Below are 22711 nucleotides of genomic sequence, written 5' to 3'. Positions count from 1 at the left end.
GCCCGGTACGTGTCGCGGCTGTGCCCGACCGACTGGAGAATTTCATGCTTCGCAGGAATACGCTCATGATCGCCGCGGCGATCGCCTCGACAATCGCCAGTGCCGTGCCGGCGGAAGCGGTTGAATACGCGCCGTTTAGCCGGACGGCGTTCGACGCAGCGCAAGCCGCCGGTCAACCAATCCTCGTCGACGTCGCCGCCTGGTGGTGTCCGGTCTGCGCTTCGCAGGAACACACAATAAAGGCGGCCACCAGCGACCCTCGGTACACGCACCTGACAATCTTCAAGATCAATTACGACAAGCAGAAGGCCGAGTGGAAAAGCTTCGGCGTCGCCAAGCAGGGTACCTTGATCGCCTTCAAGGGACACCGCGAGATCGGACGGATCGCGTTCCAGACAGACAAAACGCAGATCACGAACCTGCTGCAGTCGACGGTCCGCTAATCTTGGCTTCCGGTCTCAACCCGCTTCTGTCCTTCGCAGCCGGCGCGCTGACGATCCTGTCGCCGTGCGTCCTGCCCTTGGTGCCGATCGTGCTCGGCAGCGCCGCGCAGCGCAGCCGGCTCGGGCCGCTCGCGCTGGGTGTCGGGCTTGTCACCTCGTTCACCTTGATCGGCTTTGCGGTGGCGACGCTCGGTGCCTCGACAGGCCTTGACAGCGAGGTCGTGCGGTCGATCGGCGCGGTGGTCCTGCTGCTCGTCGGCATTGCGCTGCTGGTGCCGGCGGCGCAGGCGGTGGTCGAACGTGCGCTGGCCCCGCTCGCCAACTGGGCGACGGCGCGCCAGTCAGGTCTCGAACGCTACGGGTTGGCGGGCCAAGCGGCGATCGGCGTGCTGCTCGGGCTCGTCTGGAGCCCGTGCGTCGGGCCGACGCTGGGCACCGCGACCGTCCTCGCCGCGCAGGGCCGCGACCTCGGCGAGGTGGCGCTCGTCATGCTGGCGTTTGGCCTAGGCATCGCCTCGGTGCTGATGGTTCTAGCCTTCGCGGCGCGTGGCCTGCTGAGCCGCTGGCGGCGCACGCTGATGCAGGCCGGCGGCAGCGGCAAGCGTGTCCTTGGCGGCGTCGTCGTCCTCGTTGCCCTGCTCATCATCACCGGCACCGACCGGGTGTTCGAAGGTGTCGTCGTGGCCAACTCGCCGGCCTGGCTAACCGATCTTACGACATCGATCTGACTGGCCGGATTGTGGGGTGCATGTTCACATGACATTTCTGTCGTCTTCCGTGCCGAACACTATGGAGGCGCTGGCGACCCTCTTCATATTCTGTGTCGGCGTTGTCTTTATCGCCATCGTCGTTGTCTTTGCGCTCGACCGGCGGCAACACCATGATGCGATCCTGCACAACTATCCGGTCATCGGCCATTTGCGCCACATATTGAGCGGATTAGGCGAATTCTTCCGCCAATATTTCTTCGCCATGGACCGTGACGAATTGCCGTTCAACCGCGCCGACCGAACCTGGGTCGAGAGCGCGTCTAAGAACAGTGATCAGACCGTCGCCTTCGGGTCGACGAAATACATACGGGAAACTGGGACGGCGATCTTCGTGAACTGTCCGTATCCGACCCTGGAAGAGCATATCGAAGCGACGCCGCCCTTCATCATCGGTCGGGATTGCCCCAATCCCTATCTCGCCAGATCATTCTTCAATATCTCGGGCATGAGCTTCGGTGCGTTGTCAGCGCCGGCGGTGCTCGCCTTGTCCAGGGGGGCCAAAGCCGCCCAATGCTGGCTGAACACCGGCGAAGGCGGCCTGTCGAGCTATCACCTCGAGGGCGGTGCCGACATCGTTTTCCAGATCGGCACCGCCAAATACGGGGTCCGCCACCCCGACGGGACGCTCGACGAAGAACGGCTTCGCGAACTCGCCGCGATGCCGCAGATCAAGTTGTTCGAGGTCAAGCTATCGCAGGGCGCGAAGCCAGGGAAAGGCGGCATCCTGCCGGGCGCGAAGGTCACTCCGGAGATCGCCGCCATTCGCGGCATACCGTCCGGGGAAGACTCGAACAGTCCTAACCGCCACCCCGAGATCAACAGCAATGCGGAGCTTCTGGATTTCATCGCTCGGATCAAGGCGATCACGCTGAAGCCGGTCGGGATCAAGGCGGTGATTGGCGCCTATGGATGGCTCGAAGACCTGATGGTCATGATCGATGAACGGGGCGTTGGACCGGATTTCTTCACGCTCGACTCCGGCGATGGCGGTACCGGTGCCGCGCCGATGGCGCTGATGGACAATGTCGGCCTGCCGATTAGGGAGTCGCTGCCGCTGGTCCGCGACATCATCAAGAAACACGGGCTCAGCGAGCGCATTCCGATCATTGCGTCGGGCAAGCTGACGACGCCCGCCGAAGTGGCGTGGGCGCTTTGCGCGGGCGCGACGTTCGTCAATTCGGCGCGGGGTTTCATGTTTGCGCTGGGATGTATCCAGTCGCTGAAGTGCAACAAGAACACCTGTCCGACGGGCGTGACCACGCACGACAAAAGGTTGCAGATGGGTCTCGATCCGACCGACAAGGCGGTGCGGGTGACTAATTACTGCACCAATCTCAGGCACGATGTAGAGACCATCGCCCATAGCTGCGGCGTAACCAACTCTCGCCAACTCCGACGCTTCCACGTCCGCATCGTCTGCCCGGACGCCATCTCGCGGCCGCTGTATGAGCTCTACCCGACCGACGATCCGGCCGATTCCGGCTCCCGCGCAGTGGCTGCCAAGGCGCGGTCGATGGCTCAGTGAGGCTGGCGGCCTCAGAAGATAGACCAGCCCGTCAGCGACACCAGTCGCTCGAGCGCCAGCACCCCGACCTCGGAGTTGCCCGCGGCGTTCAGTCCGGGCGACCAGACGGCGATCGAGGCGCGGCGTGGGGCAATGGCGAGAATACCGCCGCCGACGCCGCTTTTTCCGGGCAGGCCGACCCGGAAGGCGAAGTCACCCGACGCGTCGTAGTGGCCGCAGGTCATCATCAGGGCATTGATGCGCCGTGCCCGGGTGGCAGTGGTGACGCGCTCGCCGGTCGGCGAATCCACGCCATGATCGGCGAGGAACAGGCCCGCCCTCGCCAGTTGGCGACAGCTCATGCGCAGGGCGCACTGGTGGAAATAGACGCTCAATACGTCGGCGACCGCCCCGTGCAGATTGCCGTTGGCGCGCAGGAAATTGGCCAGGCTGGCATTGCGAAACCCCGTTTCAGCCTCGGACTCGGCGACTTCCTCGTCGATGGACACGCTGGCGTCGTCCGCCAAGCGGCGGAGAAACGCCGTGATCTGCTCGATTACCTTGCCGGGATCACCGTCGAGCAGGGTGTCCGTGATGACAAGGGCACCGGCGTTGATCAACGGATTTCGCGGGATGCCCTTTTCATGTTCGAGCTGGACGATGGAGTTGAAGCGCGACCCCGACGGCTCGCGGCCGACCCGCTTCCACAGCCTAGCCCCGACCTTCTCCAGCGCCAGCGCAAGCGTAAAGACTTTCGAGACGCTCTGGATCGAAAAGCCGGTGTCGGCGTCGCCCGCCATCGCCGTGCGGCCGTCGCACGAGGCGATCGCGATGCCGAATTGCCGCGGATCGATCCGCGCCAAGGCCGGGATATAATCCGCCACTTTGCCGCGGCCGAGGTGGGTCGCCATGTCCGCATGAACGCGCGTAACGATCTCATCGAGATCCAGTGCGTCCGCCATGGGCATGAGATATCCGCCTGCCTGCCTGCCGAGGAGCACACCCCTTGACCTATTGCCTTGGAATCCTTCTGCCCGCCGGCCTGGTCTTGGCCTCGGACTCGCGCTCCAATGCGGGTGTCGATCAGATTGCGACCGTGCGCAAGATGACGATCATCGCCAAGTCCGCCGACCGGCTCATCACCATCCTCTCGGCCGGAAATCTGGCGACGACGCAATGGGTCGTGACTACCCTGCGGGAGGCGGCAGGGTCGGACGCGACCGGAGATGTGCATACCGCCCGGACGATGCTGGATGTTGCCAAGATCGTCGGCGATACCTTGCGCACGGTCGTCGACCGCGACACCAAATACGTGAAGGACTACGGCAATCCGACGGGCAGCTTCATCGTCGGTGGCCAGATCAGGGGCGAGCCGCCGCGGTTGTTCCAAATTTACTCGGCAGGCAATTTCGTGGAGGCGTCGGACCGCTCGCCGTTCCTGCAGATCGGCGAGACCAAGTACGGCAAGCCGATCCTGGACCGAGCCTTGACCGCGAGCAGCACCCTCGACGAAGCGGGCAAGCTCGCATTGCTGTCCTTCGATGCGACGATCAGGAGTAACCTGTCCGTCGGGCCACCGATCGATCTGCTGCGCTATGAGAGCGGGAGCTTCTCAGGCGAGGATTTGGCGACATTCGAAGAGAACAACGACTATTGGCGGCAGCTGCGACAGGACTACGGCGAAGGGCTTGCCCGGCTTGTCGCCGCGCTGCCAGCGCCCCTGCGAGCCACGACAAAGGAGCCGGCGCGATGACACCCAGAATGAGGTGTTTGACGAGCGCTATCGCTGCGGTTGCCCTGCTATCCGGAACGGCGGCCGGCGCCGCAACCACGACCGGTGCGAGGATTTCCGCGGCGATTGCCGACCCCGCCCGGCCGGATGCCGACCGGATGAAGGATGCAGCGCGCCATCCTGCCGAACTGCTCGCCCTCCTCGGTATCCACGTGGGCGACACCATCGCCGATATCTGGCCCGGCGATTACTGGGATCGACTGTTTGCCGATATCGTCGGACCCTCCGGCAAGGTTTATGCTGTCCATCTTCTCGAAGGTGACGCGGACGACAAGATCGTCACGCCGGCGGCTGGCGCGATGTCGCTACCGGGCCACGCCAACGTCTCCGCGGTCGTCAATCACGTCAACGCCTTCAGCCTGCCGACGAAGGCCGACATCGTCTGGATCCGGCTGAATTACCACGATCTCTATGACCCGTTCATGGGGCCAGCGGACGTCGCGGCGTTCGACAAGGCGGTCTTCAATACTCTGAAGCCGGGTGGCCGTTTCGTCGTCATCGACCATGTCGCGCCGGCGGGGTCGAAGCTCGAGGCGACCAACACGACGCACCGCATCGATCCCGAGGTCGTCAAGTCGGACATGGCCGCGGCCGGCTTTCGGTTCGTCGGCCACAGCGACCTGTTGCGCAATCCTGACGACCCGCACACCACAAGGGTGTTCGACCCGGCCACTCGAGGTCGCACCGACCAGTTTGTCTTTGTCTTCCAACGCCCCTGACCGGTGCCGGCAGCGGGCGGGCTGCGTGGGGTGACCAACGGTCGATCCGATCGGTGGCGTTTGGTGGGACCTGTAACCAACGCGACTGACGGCACGGACTTACATTGAGTGCGCAGGCCTATCGCCTACAGGCTGCGCCGCTGCCCCTCTGCGACCATACGCAATTTACGGTTGCGACCCCGAGCTGCCTGCATGACGGAGGTACGAATGGATATACTCAGGACACCGGACGAGTGCTTCAGCGGCCTCGCCGACTATGCTTTCGAACCGCACTACCGGACTATCGTCGATGCCGACGGCAACTCGCTGCGCATCCACTATCTCGACGAAGGCCCGCGCGACGGCAAGATCGTCCTGCTGATGCACGGCGAGCCGAGCTGGTCCTACCTCTATCGCATGTTCGTGCCGTTGCTGACGGCCCGCGGCTACCGGGTGATTGCGCCGGATTTGATCGGCTTCGGCAAGTCCGACAAACCGGCGGCGCGGCTCGACTATACGTACGAGCGCCATGTCGCGTGGATGTCCATCTGGCTGGAGGCGCTCGACCTGCAGGACACCACATTGTTTTGCCAGGACTGGGGCGGCCTGATCGGGCTGCGGCTGGTCGCAGCGTTCCCCGAGCGCTTTGCCCGGCTGCTCATTGCCAACACCGGGCTCCCGGTCGGCACCGGAGCGTCGGCCGGGTTCAACGCCTGGCTCGCGTATAGCCAGAACACCCCGCAGTTCGCGGTCGGCAAGATCGTCGACGGCGGCGTGACGCGCAGCCTGACCCCGGCGGAGATCGCGGCCTACGACGCGCCATTTCCCGATGAGCGCTACAAGGAGGGCGCGCGACAATTTCCGACTTTGGTGCCGATCACTGCCGACCATGCCTCGGTCGCCGAGAACCTTGCCGCGTGGGAGGTGCTCAGTCGTTTCGAGAAGCCGGTCCTGACCGCCTTCGGTGAAAACGATGCAGTGACCCGCGGCGGCGAAAAGATCTTCATCGACCGCATCCCCGGCGCGCGCGGCCAGCCCCACTGCATCATCGCGGGTGCCGGTCATTTCCTCCAGGAGGACGCGCCCGAGGAACTGTGCGCGTTGATCGACATGCTGATCAGCAGCGATGTCGGGTGACGGTACGACGCTGGACTGTGTTCCGCGCTGTTGGCGCAATTATCAGGATGTTTCGATGATCGATGGCTGGAAGAACATTCGCCGGCTGGCGTTGGCTGCGATCGGGGTGATGTTCCTGGCGGGGTCGCTGTCGGCGCAAACGGTCCCAGCTCGCAGTTTCGAAAGCGTCGGGGACGACCGACGCGCGATCCAGGCGCTGCTCGACACCTATACGACTGCCGTGAGCACGAAGGACGAGGCCTTTTTCGAGACGTTGCTGCTCAACAAGGAGATTCCGTTCTCCGATGCGGAAACGGCGGTCCAGCATGGTTCGATCGCCGGCGGCACGCACAACTACGAGGCGTTCCGGAAGGGCGTGTTCGACGGTGCGCCGTTTCGCCAAAGCTTTAAGGACATCAACATTCAACAGGACGGCGCGCTGGCGCAGGTCTCGCTGGTTTTCGTCAACACCGATGCGGCCGGAAGTTCATCGGGCTGGAAAACGCTTGTCTTATGAAGACTCCGGCCTTTCTGCGAAGATAGGCCGCCGCCGACGAGCCGCAAACTCGCCGGTGGCGGGAAGGGACGGATCGTAAAAATGCTGGTCGTCATGGACCGAGCTAGAGTTTGATCGCCCTTCTCTTTTCCTGTGGCCTGAACGGATACGTGGGCTTGTGGGCCCGCATGACAAGCAGAGGACCTGGAAAAGATGGAGACCAGTATAGCTCAGAATGTCGGCGTCGATATCTGCAAAGCGACGCTCGACGTTCACTTGCACCCGGCGGGCACAGCCCGCCAGTTCACCAATGATGCCAAAGGCCTCAAGGCCTTGCTGGGCTGGCTTGCAGATCGTCGCATCGCCCGCGTCGTCTTCGAGCCGACCGGACGCTACCACCACAACTTCGAGCGCCGGCTCGGTAGTGCCGGCTTGCCGCTTGCCAAGGTCAACCCGCGCCAGGCCCGGCGCTTTGCCGAGGCAATCGGCTGCAACGCCAAGACCGATGCAGTCGACGCCGCGATGCTGGCACGCATGGGTGCCTTGCTCGAGCTGCCGTCGCGGCCAATCGTCAGCGAGATCCTCGACGATATGAAGGAGTTGCAGGTTGCCAGGCTCGGCCTGGTCAAGGACCGGACCGCTGCAAAGAACCGCGAGCATGTTTGTCGCTCGCGGCTTTTGAAACGCCACGCCGCGCAGCGGCTTGCCCAGATCGACCGGCAGATCGCCGCGATCGACGCCGAGCTGAAAGCCAGCCTGTCCCGCGAGCCGGACCTTGCAACGCGCTTCGAGGTTCTCGTCTCCATTCCCGGTATCGGCGAGACTACGGCGATCGCCATGCTCATCGAAATGCCCGAACTCGGAACGCTCGACAGCAAGCAGGTCGCGTCGCTGGCCGGCCTCGCACCAATCGCCCGCGACAGCGGGCAGCACCGCGGCAAGCGTCATATCCGGGGCGGACGAGCCCAGCTGCGACACGCGCTTTACATGCCCGCGCTCGTCGCCACCCGGTTCAACGCCGACATGAAGGCTAAATATAAGGCTCTCGTTGCTGCCGGAAAACCGCCGAAAGTAGCCATCACAGCGGTCATGCGTAAGCTCGTCATCCTGGCAAACTCGCTGCTCAAAACAGGCAGAAACTGGACACCGAAATCCGCTTGATCACAACGGATACTCCAGCTGCTCAAGGTCGGCGGCCGGTGGAAGATCGCCAGCGAGTTCTACACCTGACACTAGCCTATCGCGGACAGGCCAGACGCGCTCGGACGGACGCATCGCAATTCCATGATACGTCCTTCCACAAAGCCTCGGCAGGCCGTATCGTTGATGCTTACACTTCCGTTATCCGAGAGCCTCAATGGATCGTTTCGAGGCAATGCGTACGCTGGTTGCGGCGATCGACGGAGGAAGTCTGTCCGCTGCCTCCCGCACGCTGAATATCCCGCTCTCGACCGTCAGTCGCCGCGTTTCGGATCTCGAGGCGATGCTCGGGTCACAGCTCGTGGTCCGCACCAGCCGCAAGCTGCTGCTCACGGAATCGGGTGCAGCCTATGTCGCCTCGGCGCGGCGCGTTCTCGACGAGCTTGCGGAGGCCGAGCGCTCGGCCTCTGGCGAATACCGTGCGCCGCGCGGCGAATTGCTCGTCACCGCGCCGATCCTGTTCCGCAACCTAATCGTGGCACCTATCGTCCATGACTTCCTATACGCCTATCCAGAGGTGACGGTACGTCTGGTGCTGTCCGATAATGTCGTCGACCTACTCGAGGACCGTGTCGACGTGGCCGTAAGGATAGGGCGTTTGCCCGACAGCGCTCTGGTCGCGCGGCGCGCGGGAGAGATCCGCTGGGTGGTCTGCGCGAGCCCGGACTATCTCGGCACCCGCGGCGAACCCCGCAAACCCGCCGAGCTCGCTGGTCATGACTGCATCGCCTTCGAGGGGTTGCAGAGCTACCGCGAATGGCCATTCGTCGATGCGGGAGGCAAGGCGCAGCAGGTGACCATCAACCCGCGATTTTCGGTCAACACCGCTGACGGGGTCACCGGCGGCGCTCGCGCAGGCCTCGGGATCGCCCGAGTGCTGTCCTACCAGGCCGCGAACAGCGTGAGCGATGGCAGTCTGATCCCGATCCTGTCCGATTGGGCACCGCCACCGATACCGGTCCAGCTCGTCCACGCCCCGCATCAGCAGCAACCGATGAAGTTGCGGGCTTTTCTCGATTTCGTCGTCCCCCGACTGCAGTTGAGCCTGGCGGCGATCGAGAGAGCTTTCGCTGGTTAGGCGCGGTTCGCAGAACTGGCGTGACTTGCCGGAGGTTGCCGCCGTCGGACGCGGCAACTATATCGCCATGCAGTACTTTACCGGGCTTCCGTAAAACGGAAGTCTGGTTCCTGATCTTGCCAGATATTCCAAGAAAGCGGAAGCGCCTAGTTTGTGCTTACCGGGCGCTGCAGCCCGCCAGCGCCAAAGGAATGCACCGATGTCCCGTATCCGGACCCCCGCCACGATCGCCGAAGCCCCCGCCGCGTCGCAGCCGCTGCTCGAGGCCGTCAACGCCCAATTCGGCCTGGTGCCGAACATGTACCGCTTGATATCGAACAGCCCGCACGCGCTCGAGGGGCACCTCCGCATGTTCGTCGCGCTCGGCAAAGGCGACCTGCCCGCCCCGACCCGCGAGCGGATCGCGCTCGCCGTCGCCGAGGTGAACGGCTGCGGCTATTGCCTGTCCGCGCACACCTACATGGGCAAGCACATCGCCAATCTCGACGATGCGGAAATGACCGCCAACCGCAGCGGTGCGTCGAACGACCCGATGGCCGATGCCGCCGTCCGCTTCGCTGCCAAGGTGGCTCGCCAGCGCGGCAGCATCGCCGAGGCCGACCTCGCGGCGGTCCGACTCGCCGGTTACACCGACGCCCAGCTGCTCGAGATCGTCCAGCATGTCGTGCTCAACACCTGGACTTTCTACGTCAACGAGATTTTCGGCACCGAGATCGACTTTCCGGTCGTCGAGCCCCGCAAGGCCGCCTGAGCGCCCTGCCCGGCAATCGCCGCCTTCCCTCATATTGAAAGACCATTGCCATGACCCGCAAACATCGCCTGCTGGCGGCTGCCTTCAGCGCCGTCGTCACCGCATCCACCCTCGTCATGTCGGTTGCCGCTTACGCAGCGCCGGCGGCGGTCATCACCACCCCGGTTGCCGAGACCCAGGTTCACTACGGCACCATCAAGGTCGACGGCCTGACCATTGCCTATCGCGAGGCCGGTGACCCGAAGAACCCCAAGCTGGTGTTGCTCCACGGCTGGCCTTCGTCGTCGCACCAGTATCGCAACCTGATCCCGGCGCTCGCCGGCCGGTTCCACGTCATCGCCCCCGACTACCAGGGCTTCGGCAACAGCGACCATCCCGACCCGGCGACGTACCATTATTCGTTCGATGCGATCTCCGTAACGATCGAGAAATTTCTCGCCGCCAAGGGCTTCGACCATTACGGCCTGTACGTGCAAAATTACGGCGGCCCGGTGGGTTTCCGCATCGTCGGCCGCAATCCCAAGGCGCTCGACTGGCTGATCGTCCAGAACAGCAACGCCTATGAAAATGGCTTCTCGCCGGCGTGGGACGGCTTCCGCAAGGCGCTGTGGATCGACCGCACGGCGGCGAACGAAGCCCCGCTCGCCGGGTTCAACACGCTCGATGCGATCAAGAACACGGTCTATCTCGGTGGCGCCGGCCATCCCGAGCTGATCGCTCCGGAAAGCTATGAAAGCGATGCGGCCTCCGTCGCCGGACCCAAGAACCTGCGCATCCAGCTCGACCTGTTCTACGATTACCGGAACAACGTCGCGCTCTATCCGGTCTGGCAGAAGTTCCTGCGCGACCAGCAGCCGAAGACGCTGATCTTCTGGGGCCAGCACGACGTGTTCTTCACGCCCGAAGGCGGTGAATCGTATCTGAAGGACCTTCCCAAAGCCGAGTTCTACCGGCTCAACGCCGGACGTTTTGCCACCGAGGACAACCTACCCTTCATCGCAAACCATATCATCAGCTTTTACGATGCACATGTGAAGCCGAAGAAGTAGCGGACGCGGCGCCGGGGTTTCAGTAAGTGGAGCCCCGAACGCTGCCAACCCGAAGATCCTTGTAATGCTGATGGCCAAGGACTTGCGAGGGCCCAAAGACGTGACATTGCGGCGTGGCCCTAGGTCGTAATCATTGTTTTCGGTCGCTGCAGCTAAGCAAAGATTGCAGAGCCTTAGAATGGTGATATTCTCAGCAACTATGGCAAGGATCCGGTAAGTTTCGGGTAACCTTGGGCGTAGATCCAGTCGGTTTTTTGGGCCGGCATATGGCAACTCCGACAGTTCACTTTATAATCGCTCGACGTTGTGTGCAGAGGCTTGGCTGCATCAAACCATGACCAGCCCCAACCATCGCCCCAAAGCTTGTTTTGCGGATGGCTGTTTTTGCCATCCTTCACCATGACAAACCAACCCTTCAGCGCTCCGGGGTGGCTGACAGTGCCTGTTGTCATCGGCGCCGTCACGGTCGAGCGAACCTCCTTAACGAGGACTGCACCATCAGGCCAGCGCCCGGTCTTGCGGTAAGCGTTGATCGTACCAGGAGAGGCATAGACGATATGCATTTCCTTTGATCCCTGACGGCTGTCGGCGGCGACTGCCCAACTCCCCAGCGTCTCATACGTAGTGAGGTAGTTCCTCGGCACGCGCAGATTTCCAGCGGTGTCCAAGACCGGTCCATCTGTGCCGCTGGTCGAAGCGACCGTTTGTTGAGCCGCGTTCTCGCAAGCGTTCAGGCCGATCAAAACGAGCAAGCTCGCCGCATTAATAAACTTCATGACGATGTGCCTCCTGTTTCGATATCCACGATCATCACATTGCCGACAAGTGGACCCGAATTTACGTTCATCGGCTTGTAGGAAACTAGATAACGAGGCCGTGATGGCTTATCTGAACACCGAGCCTAACGATCTGGACTAGACCGTTCACCGCGCCGGAATCTTCTCGGATGGCATGTCCAAGGGGATGCTTCAGCGTTCGAAAACCAAGTTCGGCGTGGCTACCTTCCGCGATTGCGTCGACTACAACTATCGCACGATCTCCAACACCGCCGCGGTTCATACGGCTGATTTTAGCTGCTATGGTTACCTAGGTACTTCATTGAAAGGGCTGCAGCGGGACTGGATGTGACGAGCCCTTTCTAGGCTCAGGACTCATTGATCAGAGCCAGAAGATGACGGTGGCGGCGATTGCGATAGCCGAGAAGAAGGTGTGGGCGCAGCGGTCATAGCGGGTGTGGATGCACCGCCAGTCTTTGAGTTTGCCGAACATGTTCTCGATGCGGTGACGTTGCCGGTAGAGTATGCGGTCATGGTCGATGGGTATCTTGCGGTTGGCTTTCGACGGGATGCAGGGTGCGATGCCCTTGGCGAGCAGCGCGGCGCGGAACCAGTCGGCGTCGTAGCCCCGGTCGCCGAGCATGGCCTTGGCTTTGGGCAGGGCCTCGAGCATCAGCGCTGCGCCCTTGTAGTCGCTCGTCTGCCCCTCCGTAAGCAGCATCACCAGCGGCCGACCCTGGCCGTCGCAGACCGCGTGCAGCTTGGAGTTCAGGCCGCCTTTGGTGCGTCCGATACATCGGGGAAGAGCCCTTTTTTGAGCAGGCTGGCGGCGCTCCGGCGCGCCTTCAGGTGTGTCGCATCGATCATCAACTGGTCAGGCTTGCCGCCCTTTGCCGCCAGCGCTGCGAAGATGCGGTTGAACACGCCGAGCCGGCTCCAGCGGATGAAGCGGTTGTAGATCGTCTTGTGCGGACCATAATCCTTGGGTGCATCGCGCCAGCGCAAGCCGTTCCTGATCACGAAGATGACCCCGCTGATCACCCGCCGGTCATCGACCCTGGGTACGCCGTGCGACAGTGGAAAATACGGCTCGATCCGACGCATCTGTGCCGCCGACAACCAGATCAGATCACTCATCGCGACGCCTCCTCAGCGCCACCAATGAATCAGATCATCGATCCGATGGGAATCCCTTTAATGGGTCCTGAGCCTAGTTGCCTACTGTTACGCGGCTTAAGCGGTGATCTCGCTCGAGAACTTGTCGAGGAAGGCATCGCGGTCGATCTCGCCCATGTCGACCGACTTGGCATTGCTGGCGGCGATGAAGGTGGCGTCGGTGATGCCAATGATCTTCAGGATCAGGCGCAGGTACTGCGTGGCGATGTCGCGGTCGCGGATCGGCGAGCCTTCGGTGTAGACGCCGCCCGAGGCCATCAGGATGGTCGCCTTCTTGCCCAGGACGAGGCCGCTTCCATCGAAGCCCAGTGTCATCCCCTTGCGGACGATGCTGTCGATCCAGGCCTTGAGCGCAGCGGGGACATTGTAGTTGTAGACAGGTGTCGCGATGACGAGGTGGTCGCAGGCGAGCAGTTCGGCGACGAGATCGTCCGACAGGGCCAGCTCCTCCTTCATCGCGGACGAGTGCTGTTCGGCCGGCGTGAAATACGCCTGCAGCCACGGCGCGTCGATGAACTTCAGGTGGGTCTCCATCAGGTCGCGGATGACGACCTCGCCATCGGGATGCGCCGCCTGCCATTCAGCGACGAAGCGGCGGGTAAGGCCGCGCGAGATCGAATGGTCGCCTCGCGGGCTGGTCTCAACGACGAGAAGCTTGGTCATGGGTATACTCCTGAGGGGAATGGATCAGCCGAAACGAAAGCCGGAGATCGGCTTGCCGAGTGCATGGCCGTGAAAGTCGACAGTGCCGGGTTCGCCGTACGCGGCACCGGCCGCGACCATCAGCGGCAAGAAATGATCCTCTTGCGGCTGCGCGTCGCGGGCACCCGGGGCGTCCTCCCAGCGCAGCAGGGCGCTGTCCCGGTTCTGGCCATCGATCATCGCCGCGCGAAGCCATTCGTCGAAGGCCTCGGCCTTGAGGTCGGGCCCACCGCCGGCAAAGAAGCCCCGCATGTTGTGATAGCTCTGGCCGCTGCCGAGGATCAGCACGCCGTCGTCGCGCAGCGGCTTCAAGGCTCGGCCGATCGCGAGGTGGGTGGCAGGATCGAGACCGCGCTGGAGCGAGAGCTGGACAGCAGGCACGTCCGCTCCCGGCAGCATGACCTTGAGCGGCACGAACACGCCATGATCCCAGCCGCGCGACGTCTCGCTGGCACTGGCGATGCCCGCCGCAGACAGTAGCGCGTTGACTCTAGCCGCGACATCGGGCGCGCCGCGTGCCGGGAAAGTCAGGCGGTAGGTGTGTGCCGGGAAGCCGCTGTAATCGTATATCAATGCCGGATGCGCGCCTGCGTTAACGGTCGGCGCATCCGCTTCCCAGTGGCCCGAGACGATCAGGATCGCACGCGGTCGCTCGTCGAGCGTCGCCATGAAGCCGCGCAGATAGTCTTCAAGCTCACGCCAGGTGTCGCGCATCGGCCCGGGGTCGAGGAAGAAGCAAGGTCCGCCGCCGTGATTGATGAAGAATGTCGGTTGCATGCCGGTTATATGGGTTCCGCAGGCGGCTAGCGACAGCTATGAAGTTGTGATGATGTCCATCAGTCTTGCCGATGGATGATCGGTAACCTCACGCTCGACCAGCTCCGCGTCTTGGTCACGATCGCCGAGGTCGGCAGCTTTTCGGCGGCCGGACGTCGGCTCGGCCGCGCGCAATCGGCGATCAGCCAGATGGTCGCAACGCTCGAGCATGCGCAAGGTATCGCAATGTTCGACCGCTCGGGCTTTCGGCCGGTATTGACAGAGGCAGGGCGCGTCCTCGTTGCCCAGGCGCGCACGGTGCTGTCCGGCGCCGCCCGGTTCGAGGCGATCGCTGCCGCGACGCGCGGCGGCGTCGAGCCTGAGCTGGCGATTGCGATCGACCCGCTGGTGCCGACCGATACCTTCATCGACAGCCTGCATGCGCTGCGCGCTGAGTTCCCCTGCCTGTCGGTCAGCTTCTCGACGGAGGGGCTCGGCGGCGCCGAGCGTCGGCTGCGGCGCGGCGAGGCAGCGCTGGCACTGTGCATCCTGCTGCCGAACGTGCCCGAGGATGTCGTCGCCCTGCCGTTGCTCGGCATCGAACTCGTGCCGGTGGTATCGGCCGATCATCCACTGGCACGGCTCGACCGGGCAGCGACCCGCAGCGACCTTAGCGACCATGTCCAGCTCGTCCTGTCCGACCCATCCGCGCCCGACGGGCCGAGCTACGGCGTGGTCGGATCGCGGCAATGGCGCTTTGTCGAGCTGGGCCGCCGCCTCGACTTCCTGCTGGCGGGCATGGGATGGTGCCGGATGCCCGAGCGTCTCGTGGCGCCGCACATCGCCACGGGCAGGCTCGTGGCGCTCGTCATCGAGGACGACCCGGCTGGTCCGAAAGGTTCGCTGACGGTCTATGCAGCGCACATGCGCGACCATCCGCTGGGCCGCGCGGGAACGTGGTTGCTCACCAACCTGCAGGCGCAATTTGCCTGACGCAGTGGCCCAGTTCAACAATCTGGAAGACCCCATTTGTGGACGGTCAGTCCGGTCAAGATCGCCGCGGATCGGCGTCTCCCGGAGTCTTCTGGGACTTCTCCGTCGGAGCCGCTGCATCACATTGACCAACCCGCTATTCCGATCTTCCAAACGGTGGGTCGGTGACGTGTCGCCTGCCGGCTAAATTATTCCGCATTCTTGAGCGTGAGCAAATGATCGGCTTTCCGGCCCGTATAACATTCACGCCATCCAGCAGGACGGAATAACCACGCGCCAACCTGTCAATCCGCCCACACTTGGCGTGGAGACCTAGAAATTACGGTCTAATCGATTTGCAACGACACCGTCGTCCAGAGACAAAGCCTGCTCCCGAGCGGCATTAGAGAGTTACTAGGCAACCGGATCTCGAGCTTCGACGACGCAGACGTCTACCGAAAAGCCAACGCGGGCGGAAGCGCCAGGCTCATCGTTCACTCGAAACTCATCCTCTGGAATGGCATTCCGACGCTTTCGACGACCGCAGAGACCGCGTCGGTCATGCGACTTATTCGGGTGTACTTATGGGACCACCGATCAGTCTCGCCACCAGGATAATCGCCGAACTCTCCGGCCTGCGGAACATCCTCCGGTGATTTGTCGCTGCTACAGCTTTCAGACTTAAAGTCGCCAACGACCACTAGAGTATCCGTTGTGATCAAGCGGATTTCGGTGTCCAGTTTCTGCCTGTTTTGAGCAGCGAGTTTGCCAGGATGACGAGCTTACGCATGACCGCTGTGATGGCTACTTTCGGCGGTTTTCCGGCAGCAACGAGAGCCTTATATTTAGCCTTCATGTCGGCGTTGAACCGGGTGGCGACGAGCGCGGGCATGTAAAGCGCGTGTCGCAGCTGGGCTCGTCCGCCCCGGATATGACGCTTGCCGCGGTGCTGCCCGCTGTCGCGGGCGATTGGTGCGAGGCCGGCCAGCGACGCGACCTGCTTGCTGTCGAGCGTTCCGAGTTCGGGCATTTCGATGAGCATGGCGATCGCCGTAGTCTCGCCGATACCGGGAATGGAGACGAGAACCTCGAAGCGCGTTGCAAGGTCCGGCTCGCGGGACAGGCTGGCTTTCAGCTCGGCGTCGATCGCGGCGATCTGCCGGTCGATCTGGGCAAGCCGCTGCGCGGCGTGGCGTTTCAAAAGCCGCGAGCGACAAACATGCTCGCGGTTCTTTGCAGCGGTCCGGTCCTTGACCAGGCCGAGCCTGGCAACCTGCAACTCCTTCATATCGTCGAGGATCTCGCTGACGATTGGCCGCGACGGCAGCTCGAGCAAGGCACCCATGCGTGCCAGCATCGCGGCGTCGACTGCATCGGTCTTGGCGTTGCAGCCGATTGCCTCGGCAAAGCGCCGGGCCTGGCGCGGGTTGACCTTGGCAAGCGGCAAGCCGGCACTACCGAGCCGGCGCTCGAAGTTGTGGTGGTAGCGTCCGGTCGGCTCGAAGACGACGCGGGCGATGCGACGATCTGCAAGCCAGCCCAGCAAGGCCTTGAGGCCTTTGGCATCATTGGTGAACTGGCGGGCTGTGCCCGCCGGGTGCAAGTGAACGTCGAGCGTCGCTTTGCAGATATCGACGCCGACATTCTGAGCTATACTGGTCTCCATCTTTTCCAGGTCCTCTGCTTGTCATGCGGGCCCACAAGCCCACGTATCCGTTCAGGCCACAGGAAAAGAGAAGGGCGATCAAACTCTAGCTCGGTCCATGACGACCAGCATTTTTACGATCCGTCCCTTCCCGCCACCGGCGAGTTTGCGGCTCGTCGGCGGCGGCCTATCTTCGCAGAAAGGCCGGAGTCTTCATAAGACAAGCATTTTCCGATCAGTACGCATCATAGCCGGCGTGCCTGAAGTAGTTGGCGCATTCGTCGGGTGTGAATGCGTCGAGGCTGTTGCCGATGACGGTCCAGAGCTGGTCGACGGTTCGGGCGGCGGCTTTTCGGAGCAGCGCCTTGAGCTTCGAGAAGGCGTTTTCGATCGGGTTGAAGTCGGGCGAGTATGGCGGGAGGAAGAGCAGCGTCGCGCCGCTCGCCTCAATGGCTTCACGGACGGCGGCGCCTTTGTGGGCTGGCAGGTTGTCCATGATGATCACGTCGCCGGGGCTGAGCGTCGGCCCCAGCACCTGCTCGACATAGGCGAGGAACCACTCGCCCGTCATCGGGCCGTCGAGCACCATCGGCGCGGTCATGCCCGTCAACCGCAGAGCGCCCGTAAACGTCGTGGTTTTCCAATGTCCGTGCGGCACGCTCATCCGCAGCCGCTGCCCGCACGGGGCACGCCCGTGAAGGCGCGCCATCTTGGTGTTGGCCCCGGTCTCGTCGATGAACACGAGGCGATGCGGATCGAGGTCGAGCTGACCTTCGAACCACGCCTCGCGGCGAGCTACGACGTCGGGACGATCCTGCTCCGCTGCATGCCCGGACTTTTTTTGAGCGTGATCTTCCGACGCGCGAAGAACCGCCACAGCGTCGCGATGCCGACGGTGACGCCGTGCCCGGTAAGCATCTCGCGTAGCTCGGCAAGCGTGATGTCGGGCTGCCTGGCGACGGCGCCGAGGATCATGTCGGCATGGGCCTCGATCCGTCCCGAGCGCCGGTCGCCGCCCTGCCGCTTTGGCGTGGCAGCACCCGTCTGTCTCGCCAGCGCATGCCAACGGATCGCGCTCGACACGCTGACCCCGAACCGAGCCGCCGCCTGGCGTCGTGACAAACCCCCGTCGATCACCGCAACAACACGCTCACGAAGATCGATCGACAGCGCCTTGGTCATGCACGCCAGCCTCCCTCGCCAGCATGCATCTTGAATCAGATCGAAGCCGGCTTGGGAATCCCCAACGAGTCTGTCAGCTCGAAAGATGCTCTATCTGCTCCCCCCGCAGCATCCGGTCAGCCGCTGCCGCTGCCGCTGGCGTAAAGGTCACATGATCCGCAAATCGCCAACGCATCTGCGGCTATGCCGCATCGGCCCGTCTTGGCAGCGTCCAGGCCGGACGCACGAAATGGCAGGTGTAACCGTTCGGGATGCGCTCCAGATAATCCTGGTGCTCGGGCTCGGCCTCCCAGAAGTCGCTGACCGGCACGACTTGCGTCACCGTCTTCCCGGGCCACAGGCCGGACGCATCGACGTCGGCGATGGTGTCGAGTGCAACCCGGCGCTGCTCGTCATCGACGTAGAAGATCGCCGAGCGATAGCTCGCGCCGCGGTCGTTGCCCTGCCGGTTCGGCGTGCTCGGATCGTGGATCTGGAAGAAGAACTCGAGCAGCGAACGATAATCGGTCTTGGCGGGATCGTAATTGATCTCGATCGCCTCGGCGTGGTCACCGTGATTGCGATAGGTGGCGTTGGGCACGTCGCCGCCGGTGTAGCCGACGCGGGTCGAGACCACGCCGGGCAAGCGCCGGATGAGGTCCTGCATCCCCCAGAAGCAGCCGCCGGCCAGAACTGCGCGTTCAATGGTCATCAGATATCCTCCACCTGGCTGAGATAAGCGCCGTATCCCTCGGCTTCCATGTCCTCGCGCGCGACGAACCGCAGCGAGGCCGAATTGATGCAGTAACGCAGCCCGCCGCGGTCCTCGGGGCCGTCCGGAAAGACGTGTCCGAGATGGCTGTCACCGTTCACCGAGCGGACCTCGGTACGGACCATGCCGTGCGCCGTGTCGCGCAGCTCGTCGACATTTGCAGGCTCGATCGGCTTGGTGAAGCTCGGCCAGCCGCAGCCGGATTCGTACTTGTCCGATGACGCGAACAGCGGCTCGTCCGAGACGATGTCGACGTAGATACCGGCCTCGTGGTTGTCGAGATGCTCGCCGCTGCCGGGGGCCTCGGTGCCGCTGTGCTGCGTGACGCGGAACTGCTCCGGCGTCAGGTTGGCGATCGCGGCTTCGGATTTTTGATATTCGGCCATTTCGTTCTCCTGACTGGATAGGACAGGTAAGCGTTGCAACAGTGAATCCAAGCGACTGCGGTTTCCGTCTGGTACTCGGAATAGACCCGGTCCGCCGGAACCGCACCACATGCGCCACGGTCGTTCTGCCGTAGATCCCGACTTCGCTGGAGAATGATAGCGCCACCCTATCGAACCGATAGCATCTCGGCATTCTACCGATCAAACGGCCCCGACTACCCTGCAGCCTCAAACCATTGAACCGAGAGAAACGCTGCAATGAAACTCAAGACACTGGCAATTGCTATTGCCGTATTAGCACCGGTTGTCGCCCAAGCCGCGACGACCGACGAAATCCAGTCGATCCAGCAGGAAGCCGCCAAGGAGTCGGGTCGCCACGCCTATTCCATCGGCCACGGGACCAAGTTCAAGGCGACCGATCACGTCTTCGTGAAAAGCGCCCTTGCAATTGACTTCACGTTCCGCAAGGCGAACGTCACCCTGCCGCTCTACCGCGGCATCGGTCCCAGCGGCGAGCCGACCTACTTCATCATTACTGAATCGTCCGACTTCGACGTGGCCCGGGCCATGGGGATCAACTTCGCTCCCAAGCTCGCCAAGGGCGCGCAATCAGATGGCGCGATGCCCGTCACGATCGTCAAGGGCGTCGTGCATCTGCCGGGCGACGTCGACTTCACGCCCGTGTACGCGGTTGCTCCCGGCGCCGGCGACAAGCCTTTCCCGCCCAGCGTCGCAACGCCAGGCGCGCTCGGCGATGCGAACTACTCCTCGCTCGCCGTCTTGCCGAGCGGTGTCGTCCTCAACATCCAGGTCGTCGCCAACTCGACCGGCCGGCACGACCGCGCGGTCGCCGTCGATCTCAAGAAGCGCACGATCACCATGTCGCTCCTCGATGGCATGCACGACGGCAAGCAGTGGTTCTACCATCTGGTGACCGACGTGTCGGCGGCCGTGCCGTCGGTCCTCGAGAAGGGCGTGTACGCGCCGCGCCTGGGCAAATTGCCGACGATCGGCCAATCCACGCCCGATGACAATTCGGCGCTGCTGGGGTTCTCGCCGGTGCTGAACGGGCCGCGCGATGCGAGCTCGGACCAGTCGCAGGGCTTTGAGATGTCGCTCGCGAACGGTGGCGTCGATCCGATCAACGTCTTCCCGGTCGGACCGCAGAACGACAACCGGTCGGCGACGAACAACTACAGCCCGATGTGGGATGCCCACGTCAGCCAGTGGACTGCCGCTGCAATCCGCGACGGTAAGGTTCGGCGCATCGTGTCGTTCACCGATCTCAAGGATCTGATCGGCGCGGGCCTGGTCGAGAGCGCCTTCATCAACCCTCCAGCCCCGGGCAACCCGTTCGTCGGCGGCCTCCGCCCGACCGGCGCGATCATCAATTGCCCGGTCATCGCGCAACCCGAACTTCCCTCCCGCTGAGTCGCCTTTAGGGCCGGGCTCCCCCTCCCCCCGGCCCTGATTGCCATCCCACGCCGTTCCCGGTCCGCCGCCCAACTGCAGTGAGGCGTACCCGGCGGCAATCTTGAAGGCTCGAGCATGATTCCGTCGGTGAAAATCCCGAAACCGGCACTTACTTGCCGCGTCGCGTTCCTGGCCGCTCTCGCAGTCCTCCCCGTGGCCGCCGCGGCGCAGGAGACTCCATTGCTAGCCGCGGCCGACCCCGCCTGGTCGCCACTAAGCTCCGCCGCATTCGGCTCGGAACTCCTCGAAAAATGGATACCGGTGCCAAACGGCGACAGCGGCGCACCGCGGCAGGGCTGGCTCGCGACGGCCGACGGCTTCTTCACCCGGGAAGTCCACCTCGCCTACGATTACACCGACCGCCAGGGTCCGGGCGCGCACGAGGTTCTGGCGCGCTTCAACTACCCGATCTCGCGGCGCCTGTGGGCCGGCCTCGAAGTTCCGTTTTACCAGCAGTCGGGAGGCCGGAGCGATTTCGGCGACATCACCCTGACGACACAGCTTATGCTCGCGGAAACCAAGAACCTGTCGATCAACACCGGGGTCGGCTGGCGAATTCCGACGGGGTCGAGCCGCCTCGGGAATTCGGTGTTCGCGGCGCAACCGCAGATCAACTTGTGGAGCGACGTCGGTTACGGCTTTTCGCTTCGTGGCCGTGTCGCGTACGAGCTCGCGGACTCCGGCCGACCGGACAGCTTCGTCCTCAATGCGGCGGTCGGTCGTACGTTCACGCCGCACAGCGACGCGCCCTTTGGCGACCTTACCTTATATGTAGCGGGCAACTGGCGGGAGCCGACAACCGGCAACAATCCGAGCTTCGTCAGCGTCACGCCGGGCATGCGCACGCACGTCGGCGGCAACCTGTTCCTGCTTGCCGGCGTCGAGTTTCCCGTCACGGATACCCGCAACTCGTTCCGGGAAAAATACATCGTCCAGCTTGTGCAGGGCTTTTGACCGTCGCCTGGGCAAGTGGCGTTCAGGCAACCGCTTCAAAGATCAAGCCCCGTGGTCGAGAGCGGGACCTGCCGTACTGGTCGGGCATGAGCGCCATGTCCCGCCCCGTGGCCACGTGAATGCCCGTGCCTCGGCGACGAAGGCGCCCACCGCGGGCGAATGCGGCCGCCCGCGCACGGTAACCAGCTCGATGCGCCGCTGGAAGCTTGGCTCGACAAGCGGCCGGACCAACAGGTTTGGATCGGTAACGCTGAACTCGGGGAAGAAGCCGAGGCCGAGCCCCGCCTTGATCATCCCCTGCACCCAATCGTCGCGTTCGCTGGCGAAGACCTGTTCCAGCTTCACTCCCATCGCGATGAATTGCGTGCGGGCGATGTCGAAATACTCGCAGTTCGCCCGATTGACGTAGTTCTCGCCATGCAACTCCCGGCCCGTTACAACCACCCCGTTCGTCAGTGGATGATCCCGCGGAAGCACGATCACAAAGCGCTCGTCGAACAACTCGAGGGCGTGGAAGCGATCGTCGAGGCGCTCCGGCATGCCGGAAAGCGCCAGATCGAGATCGCCGCGGATGAGCATGCAGACAAGCGACTGCGCCGTGCAGTTCTGCACGACGAATTTTACGGTCGGATAGTCGCGCCTGAACTTGCTGATCAGGTCGGAGATGATTGCCGGCCCGACGGTGCACATCACCCCGATCTTGAGCGGCACGGAGTCGAGCTGCCGATAGGCGGCGGCCGCGAGCTTTGCAGTCGCCGTCTGCTCGGCGGCGGTCGCAAGGAAGGGCGCCATGATACGCCCCAGTTCGGTGAGATGCGTATTGCCTCGCTCGCGGTGGAAAAGCGGACCGCCCAGTTCCGCTTCAAGGCCCTGGATGGCCCGGGTCAGCGAGGGCTGGGACACGTTGCACAGCTTGGCCGCGCGCGTGAAATTCAGCGTTCGCGCTACCGCCAGAAAGTATCGAACCTGCTGCATTTCCAAGTGGCGTTCCCTTCTGTTTCAGGCCCAGCCCGTGGCGTGGATCCTCCCGTTTGTTCTCGA

Annotated in this window: 25 protein-coding genes; 15 read left to right on the top strand and 10 right to left on the bottom strand. The window is 63.3% G+C overall.

Going from position 1 to position 22711, the window contains the following annotated elements:
• Window positions 1-44 precede the first annotated feature (44 nt).
• Genes KX816_07145 through KX816_07135 form a run of 3 tightly spaced genes read left to right on the top strand, consistent with a single transcriptional unit; the run spans window position 45 to window position 2738 of the window.
• Window positions 45-443, top strand: coding sequence for a thioredoxin family protein (locus KX816_07145; GenBank protein QXQ07774.1), 399 nt, complete (start codon window positions 45-47; stop codon window positions 441-443).
• Between the two features lie 2 nt (window positions 444-445).
• On the top strand, window positions 446-1171 hold the full coding sequence (locus KX816_07140) for a cytochrome c biogenesis CcdA family protein (protein QXQ07773.1): 726 nt from the start codon (window positions 446-448) through the stop codon (window positions 1169-1171).
• A gap of 28 nt (window positions 1172-1199) precedes the next feature.
• Window positions 1200-2738 (top strand): FMN-binding glutamate synthase family protein, encoded by a 1539-nt coding sequence (locus KX816_07135; GenBank protein ID QXQ07772.1) that lies wholly within the window; start codon window positions 1200-1202, stop codon window positions 2736-2738.
• 11 nt (window positions 2739-2749) lie between these two features.
• Here the strand turns inward: KX816_07135 and KX816_07130 are convergent, their stop codons facing one another.
• Window positions 2750-3685 (bottom strand): glutaminase, encoded by a 936-nt coding sequence (locus KX816_07130; GenBank protein QXQ07771.1) that lies wholly within the window; start codon window positions 3683-3685, stop codon window positions 2750-2752.
• A gap of 38 nt (window positions 3686-3723) precedes the next feature.
• Between KX816_07130 and KX816_07125 the strand changes: the two genes are divergently transcribed.
• From KX816_07125 to KX816_07090, 8 genes are all read left to right on the top strand, one after another.
• Window positions 3724-4470 (top strand): peptidase, encoded by a 747-nt coding sequence (locus tag KX816_07125; protein QXQ07770.1) that lies wholly within the window; start codon window positions 3724-3726, stop codon window positions 4468-4470.
• Window positions 4467-5228, top strand: a complete 762-nt coding sequence (locus KX816_07120; protein QXQ07769.1) for a methyltransferase — start codon at window positions 4467-4469, stop codon at window positions 5226-5228. Before KX816_07125 ends, KX816_07120 begins: the two co-directional genes overlap by 4 nt.
• Before the next feature lie 207 nt (window positions 5229-5435).
• Window positions 5436-6344: a haloalkane dehalogenase gene (locus tag KX816_07115; protein ID QXQ07768.1), complete on the top strand. Its 909-nt coding sequence runs from the start codon at window positions 5436-5438 to the stop codon at window positions 6342-6344.
• A 55-nt stretch (window positions 6345-6399) separates the two neighbouring features.
• Window positions 6400-6840, top strand: coding sequence for a hypothetical protein (locus KX816_07110; protein QXQ07767.1), 441 nt, complete (start codon window positions 6400-6402; stop codon window positions 6838-6840).
• A 192-nt stretch (window positions 6841-7032) separates the two neighbouring features.
• Window positions 7033-7980 carry a transposase gene (locus KX816_07105; GenBank protein QXQ07766.1) on the top strand — a complete coding sequence of 316 codons (948 nt, stop codon included), beginning with the start codon at window positions 7033-7035 and terminating at the stop codon, window positions 7978-7980.
• A gap of 196 nt (window positions 7981-8176) precedes the next feature.
• Window positions 8177-9097, top strand: a complete 921-nt coding sequence (locus KX816_07100) for a LysR family transcriptional regulator (protein ID QXQ07765.1) — start codon at window positions 8177-8179, stop codon at window positions 9095-9097.
• 199 nt (window positions 9098-9296) lie between these two features.
• The gene (locus tag KX816_07095; protein ID QXQ07764.1) at window positions 9297-9848 is read left to right on the top strand and encodes a carboxymuconolactone decarboxylase family protein; all 552 of its coding nucleotides are present in this window, start codon (window positions 9297-9299) and stop codon (window positions 9846-9848) included.
• Window positions 9849-9898: 50 nt separating this feature from the next.
• Window positions 9899-10897 carry an alpha/beta hydrolase gene (locus tag KX816_07090; protein QXQ07763.1) on the top strand — a complete coding sequence of 333 codons (999 nt, stop codon included), beginning with the start codon at window positions 9899-9901 and terminating at the stop codon, window positions 10895-10897.
• Window positions 10898-11094: 197 nt separating this feature from the next.
• On the opposite strand, the gene KX816_07085 is transcribed toward KX816_07090, so the two are convergent.
• The gene (locus KX816_07085) at window positions 11095-11673 is read right to left on the bottom strand and encodes a cytochrome P460 family protein (GenBank protein ID QXQ07762.1); all 579 of its coding nucleotides are present in this window, start codon (window positions 11671-11673) and stop codon (window positions 11095-11097) included.
• A gap of 175 nt (window positions 11674-11848) precedes the next feature.
• On the opposite strand from KX816_07085, the gene KX816_07080 reads away from it, so the two are divergent.
• A complete protein-coding gene (locus KX816_07080) occupies window positions 11849-12025 on the top strand; it encodes a hypothetical protein (GenBank protein ID QXQ07761.1) in 177 nt (58 codons plus the stop codon).
• Between the two features lie 30 nt (window positions 12026-12055).
• Here KX816_07080 and KX816_07075 read toward each other — a convergent pair.
• From KX816_07075 to KX816_07065, 3 genes are all read right to left on the bottom strand, one after another.
• Window positions 12056-12810, bottom strand: a protein-coding gene (locus KX816_07075) for an IS5 family transposase (GenBank protein QXQ07760.1) whose coding sequence is annotated in 2 segments (ribosomal slippage) — window positions 12056-12477 and window positions 12477-12810 — 756 coding nt in all. Because the reading frame shifts where the segments join, the coding sequence is not laid out codon by codon here.
• 96 nt (window positions 12811-12906) lie between these two features.
• Window positions 12907-13512, bottom strand: a complete 606-nt coding sequence (locus KX816_07070; protein QXQ07759.1) for an NAD(P)H-dependent oxidoreductase — start codon at window positions 13510-13512, stop codon at window positions 12907-12909.
• 24 nt (window positions 13513-13536) lie between these two features.
• Window positions 13537-14328 carry a dioxygenase gene (locus KX816_07065; protein QXQ07758.1) on the bottom strand — a complete coding sequence of 264 codons (792 nt, stop codon included), beginning with the start codon at window positions 14326-14328 and terminating at the stop codon, window positions 13537-13539.
• Window positions 14329-14403: 75 nt separating this feature from the next.
• On the opposite strand from KX816_07065, the gene KX816_07060 reads away from it, so the two are divergent.
• A complete protein-coding gene (locus KX816_07060; GenBank protein QXQ07757.1) occupies window positions 14404-15300 on the top strand; it encodes a LysR family transcriptional regulator in 897 nt (298 codons plus the stop codon).
• Between the two features lie 697 nt (window positions 15301-15997).
• On the opposite strand, the gene KX816_07055 is transcribed toward KX816_07060, so the two are convergent.
• The 4 genes from KX816_07055 to msrB form a co-directional block, all read right to left on the bottom strand.
• Window positions 15998-16945: a transposase gene (locus KX816_07055; protein ID QXQ07756.1), complete on the bottom strand. Its 948-nt coding sequence runs from the start codon at window positions 16943-16945 to the stop codon at window positions 15998-16000.
• Between the two features lie 214 nt (window positions 16946-17159).
• Window positions 17160-18106, bottom strand: a protein-coding gene (locus KX816_07050; protein ID QXQ07755.1) for an IS630 family transposase whose coding sequence is annotated in 2 segments (ribosomal slippage) — window positions 17160-17770 and window positions 17770-18106 — 948 coding nt in all. Because the reading frame shifts where the segments join, the coding sequence is not laid out codon by codon here.
• Between the two features lie 181 nt (window positions 18107-18287).
• Window positions 18288-18797 (bottom strand): peptide-methionine (S)-S-oxide reductase MsrA, encoded by a 510-nt coding sequence (gene msrA / locus KX816_07045; GenBank protein QXQ07754.1) that lies wholly within the window; start codon window positions 18795-18797, stop codon window positions 18288-18290.
• Window positions 18797-19243: a peptide-methionine (R)-S-oxide reductase MsrB gene (msrB, locus tag KX816_07040; protein QXQ07753.1), complete on the bottom strand. Its 447-nt coding sequence runs from the start codon at window positions 19241-19243 to the stop codon at window positions 18797-18799. The genes msrA and msrB overlap by 1 nt, the downstream gene beginning before the upstream one ends.
• Before the next feature lie 258 nt (window positions 19244-19501).
• Between msrB and KX816_07035 the strand changes: the two genes are divergently transcribed.
• Both KX816_07035 and KX816_07030 read left to right on the top strand, forming a co-directional pair.
• Entirely contained in the window at window positions 19502-20674 is a 1173-nt protein-coding gene (locus KX816_07035) for a hypothetical protein (protein ID QXQ07752.1), read from the top strand.
• Window positions 20675-20803: 129 nt separating this feature from the next.
• On the top strand, window positions 20804-21670 hold the full coding sequence (locus KX816_07030; GenBank protein QXQ07751.1) for a transporter: 867 nt from the start codon (window positions 20804-20806) through the stop codon (window positions 21668-21670).
• A gap of 42 nt (window positions 21671-21712) precedes the next feature.
• Here KX816_07030 and KX816_07025 read toward each other — a convergent pair whose 3' ends face one another.
• On the bottom strand, window positions 21713-22651 hold the full coding sequence (locus tag KX816_07025) for a LysR family transcriptional regulator (GenBank protein ID QXQ07750.1): 939 nt from the start codon (window positions 22649-22651) through the stop codon (window positions 21713-21715).
• Between the last annotated feature and the right edge of the window lie 60 nt (window positions 22652-22711).

Source organism: Sphingosinicellaceae bacterium, from assembly GCA_019285715.1.
In the GTDB taxonomy this organism is placed as follows: domain Bacteria; phylum Pseudomonadota; class Alphaproteobacteria; order Sphingomonadales; family Sphingomonadaceae; genus Glacieibacterium.
This window is presented reverse-complemented; position numbering and strand designations above follow the sequence as displayed.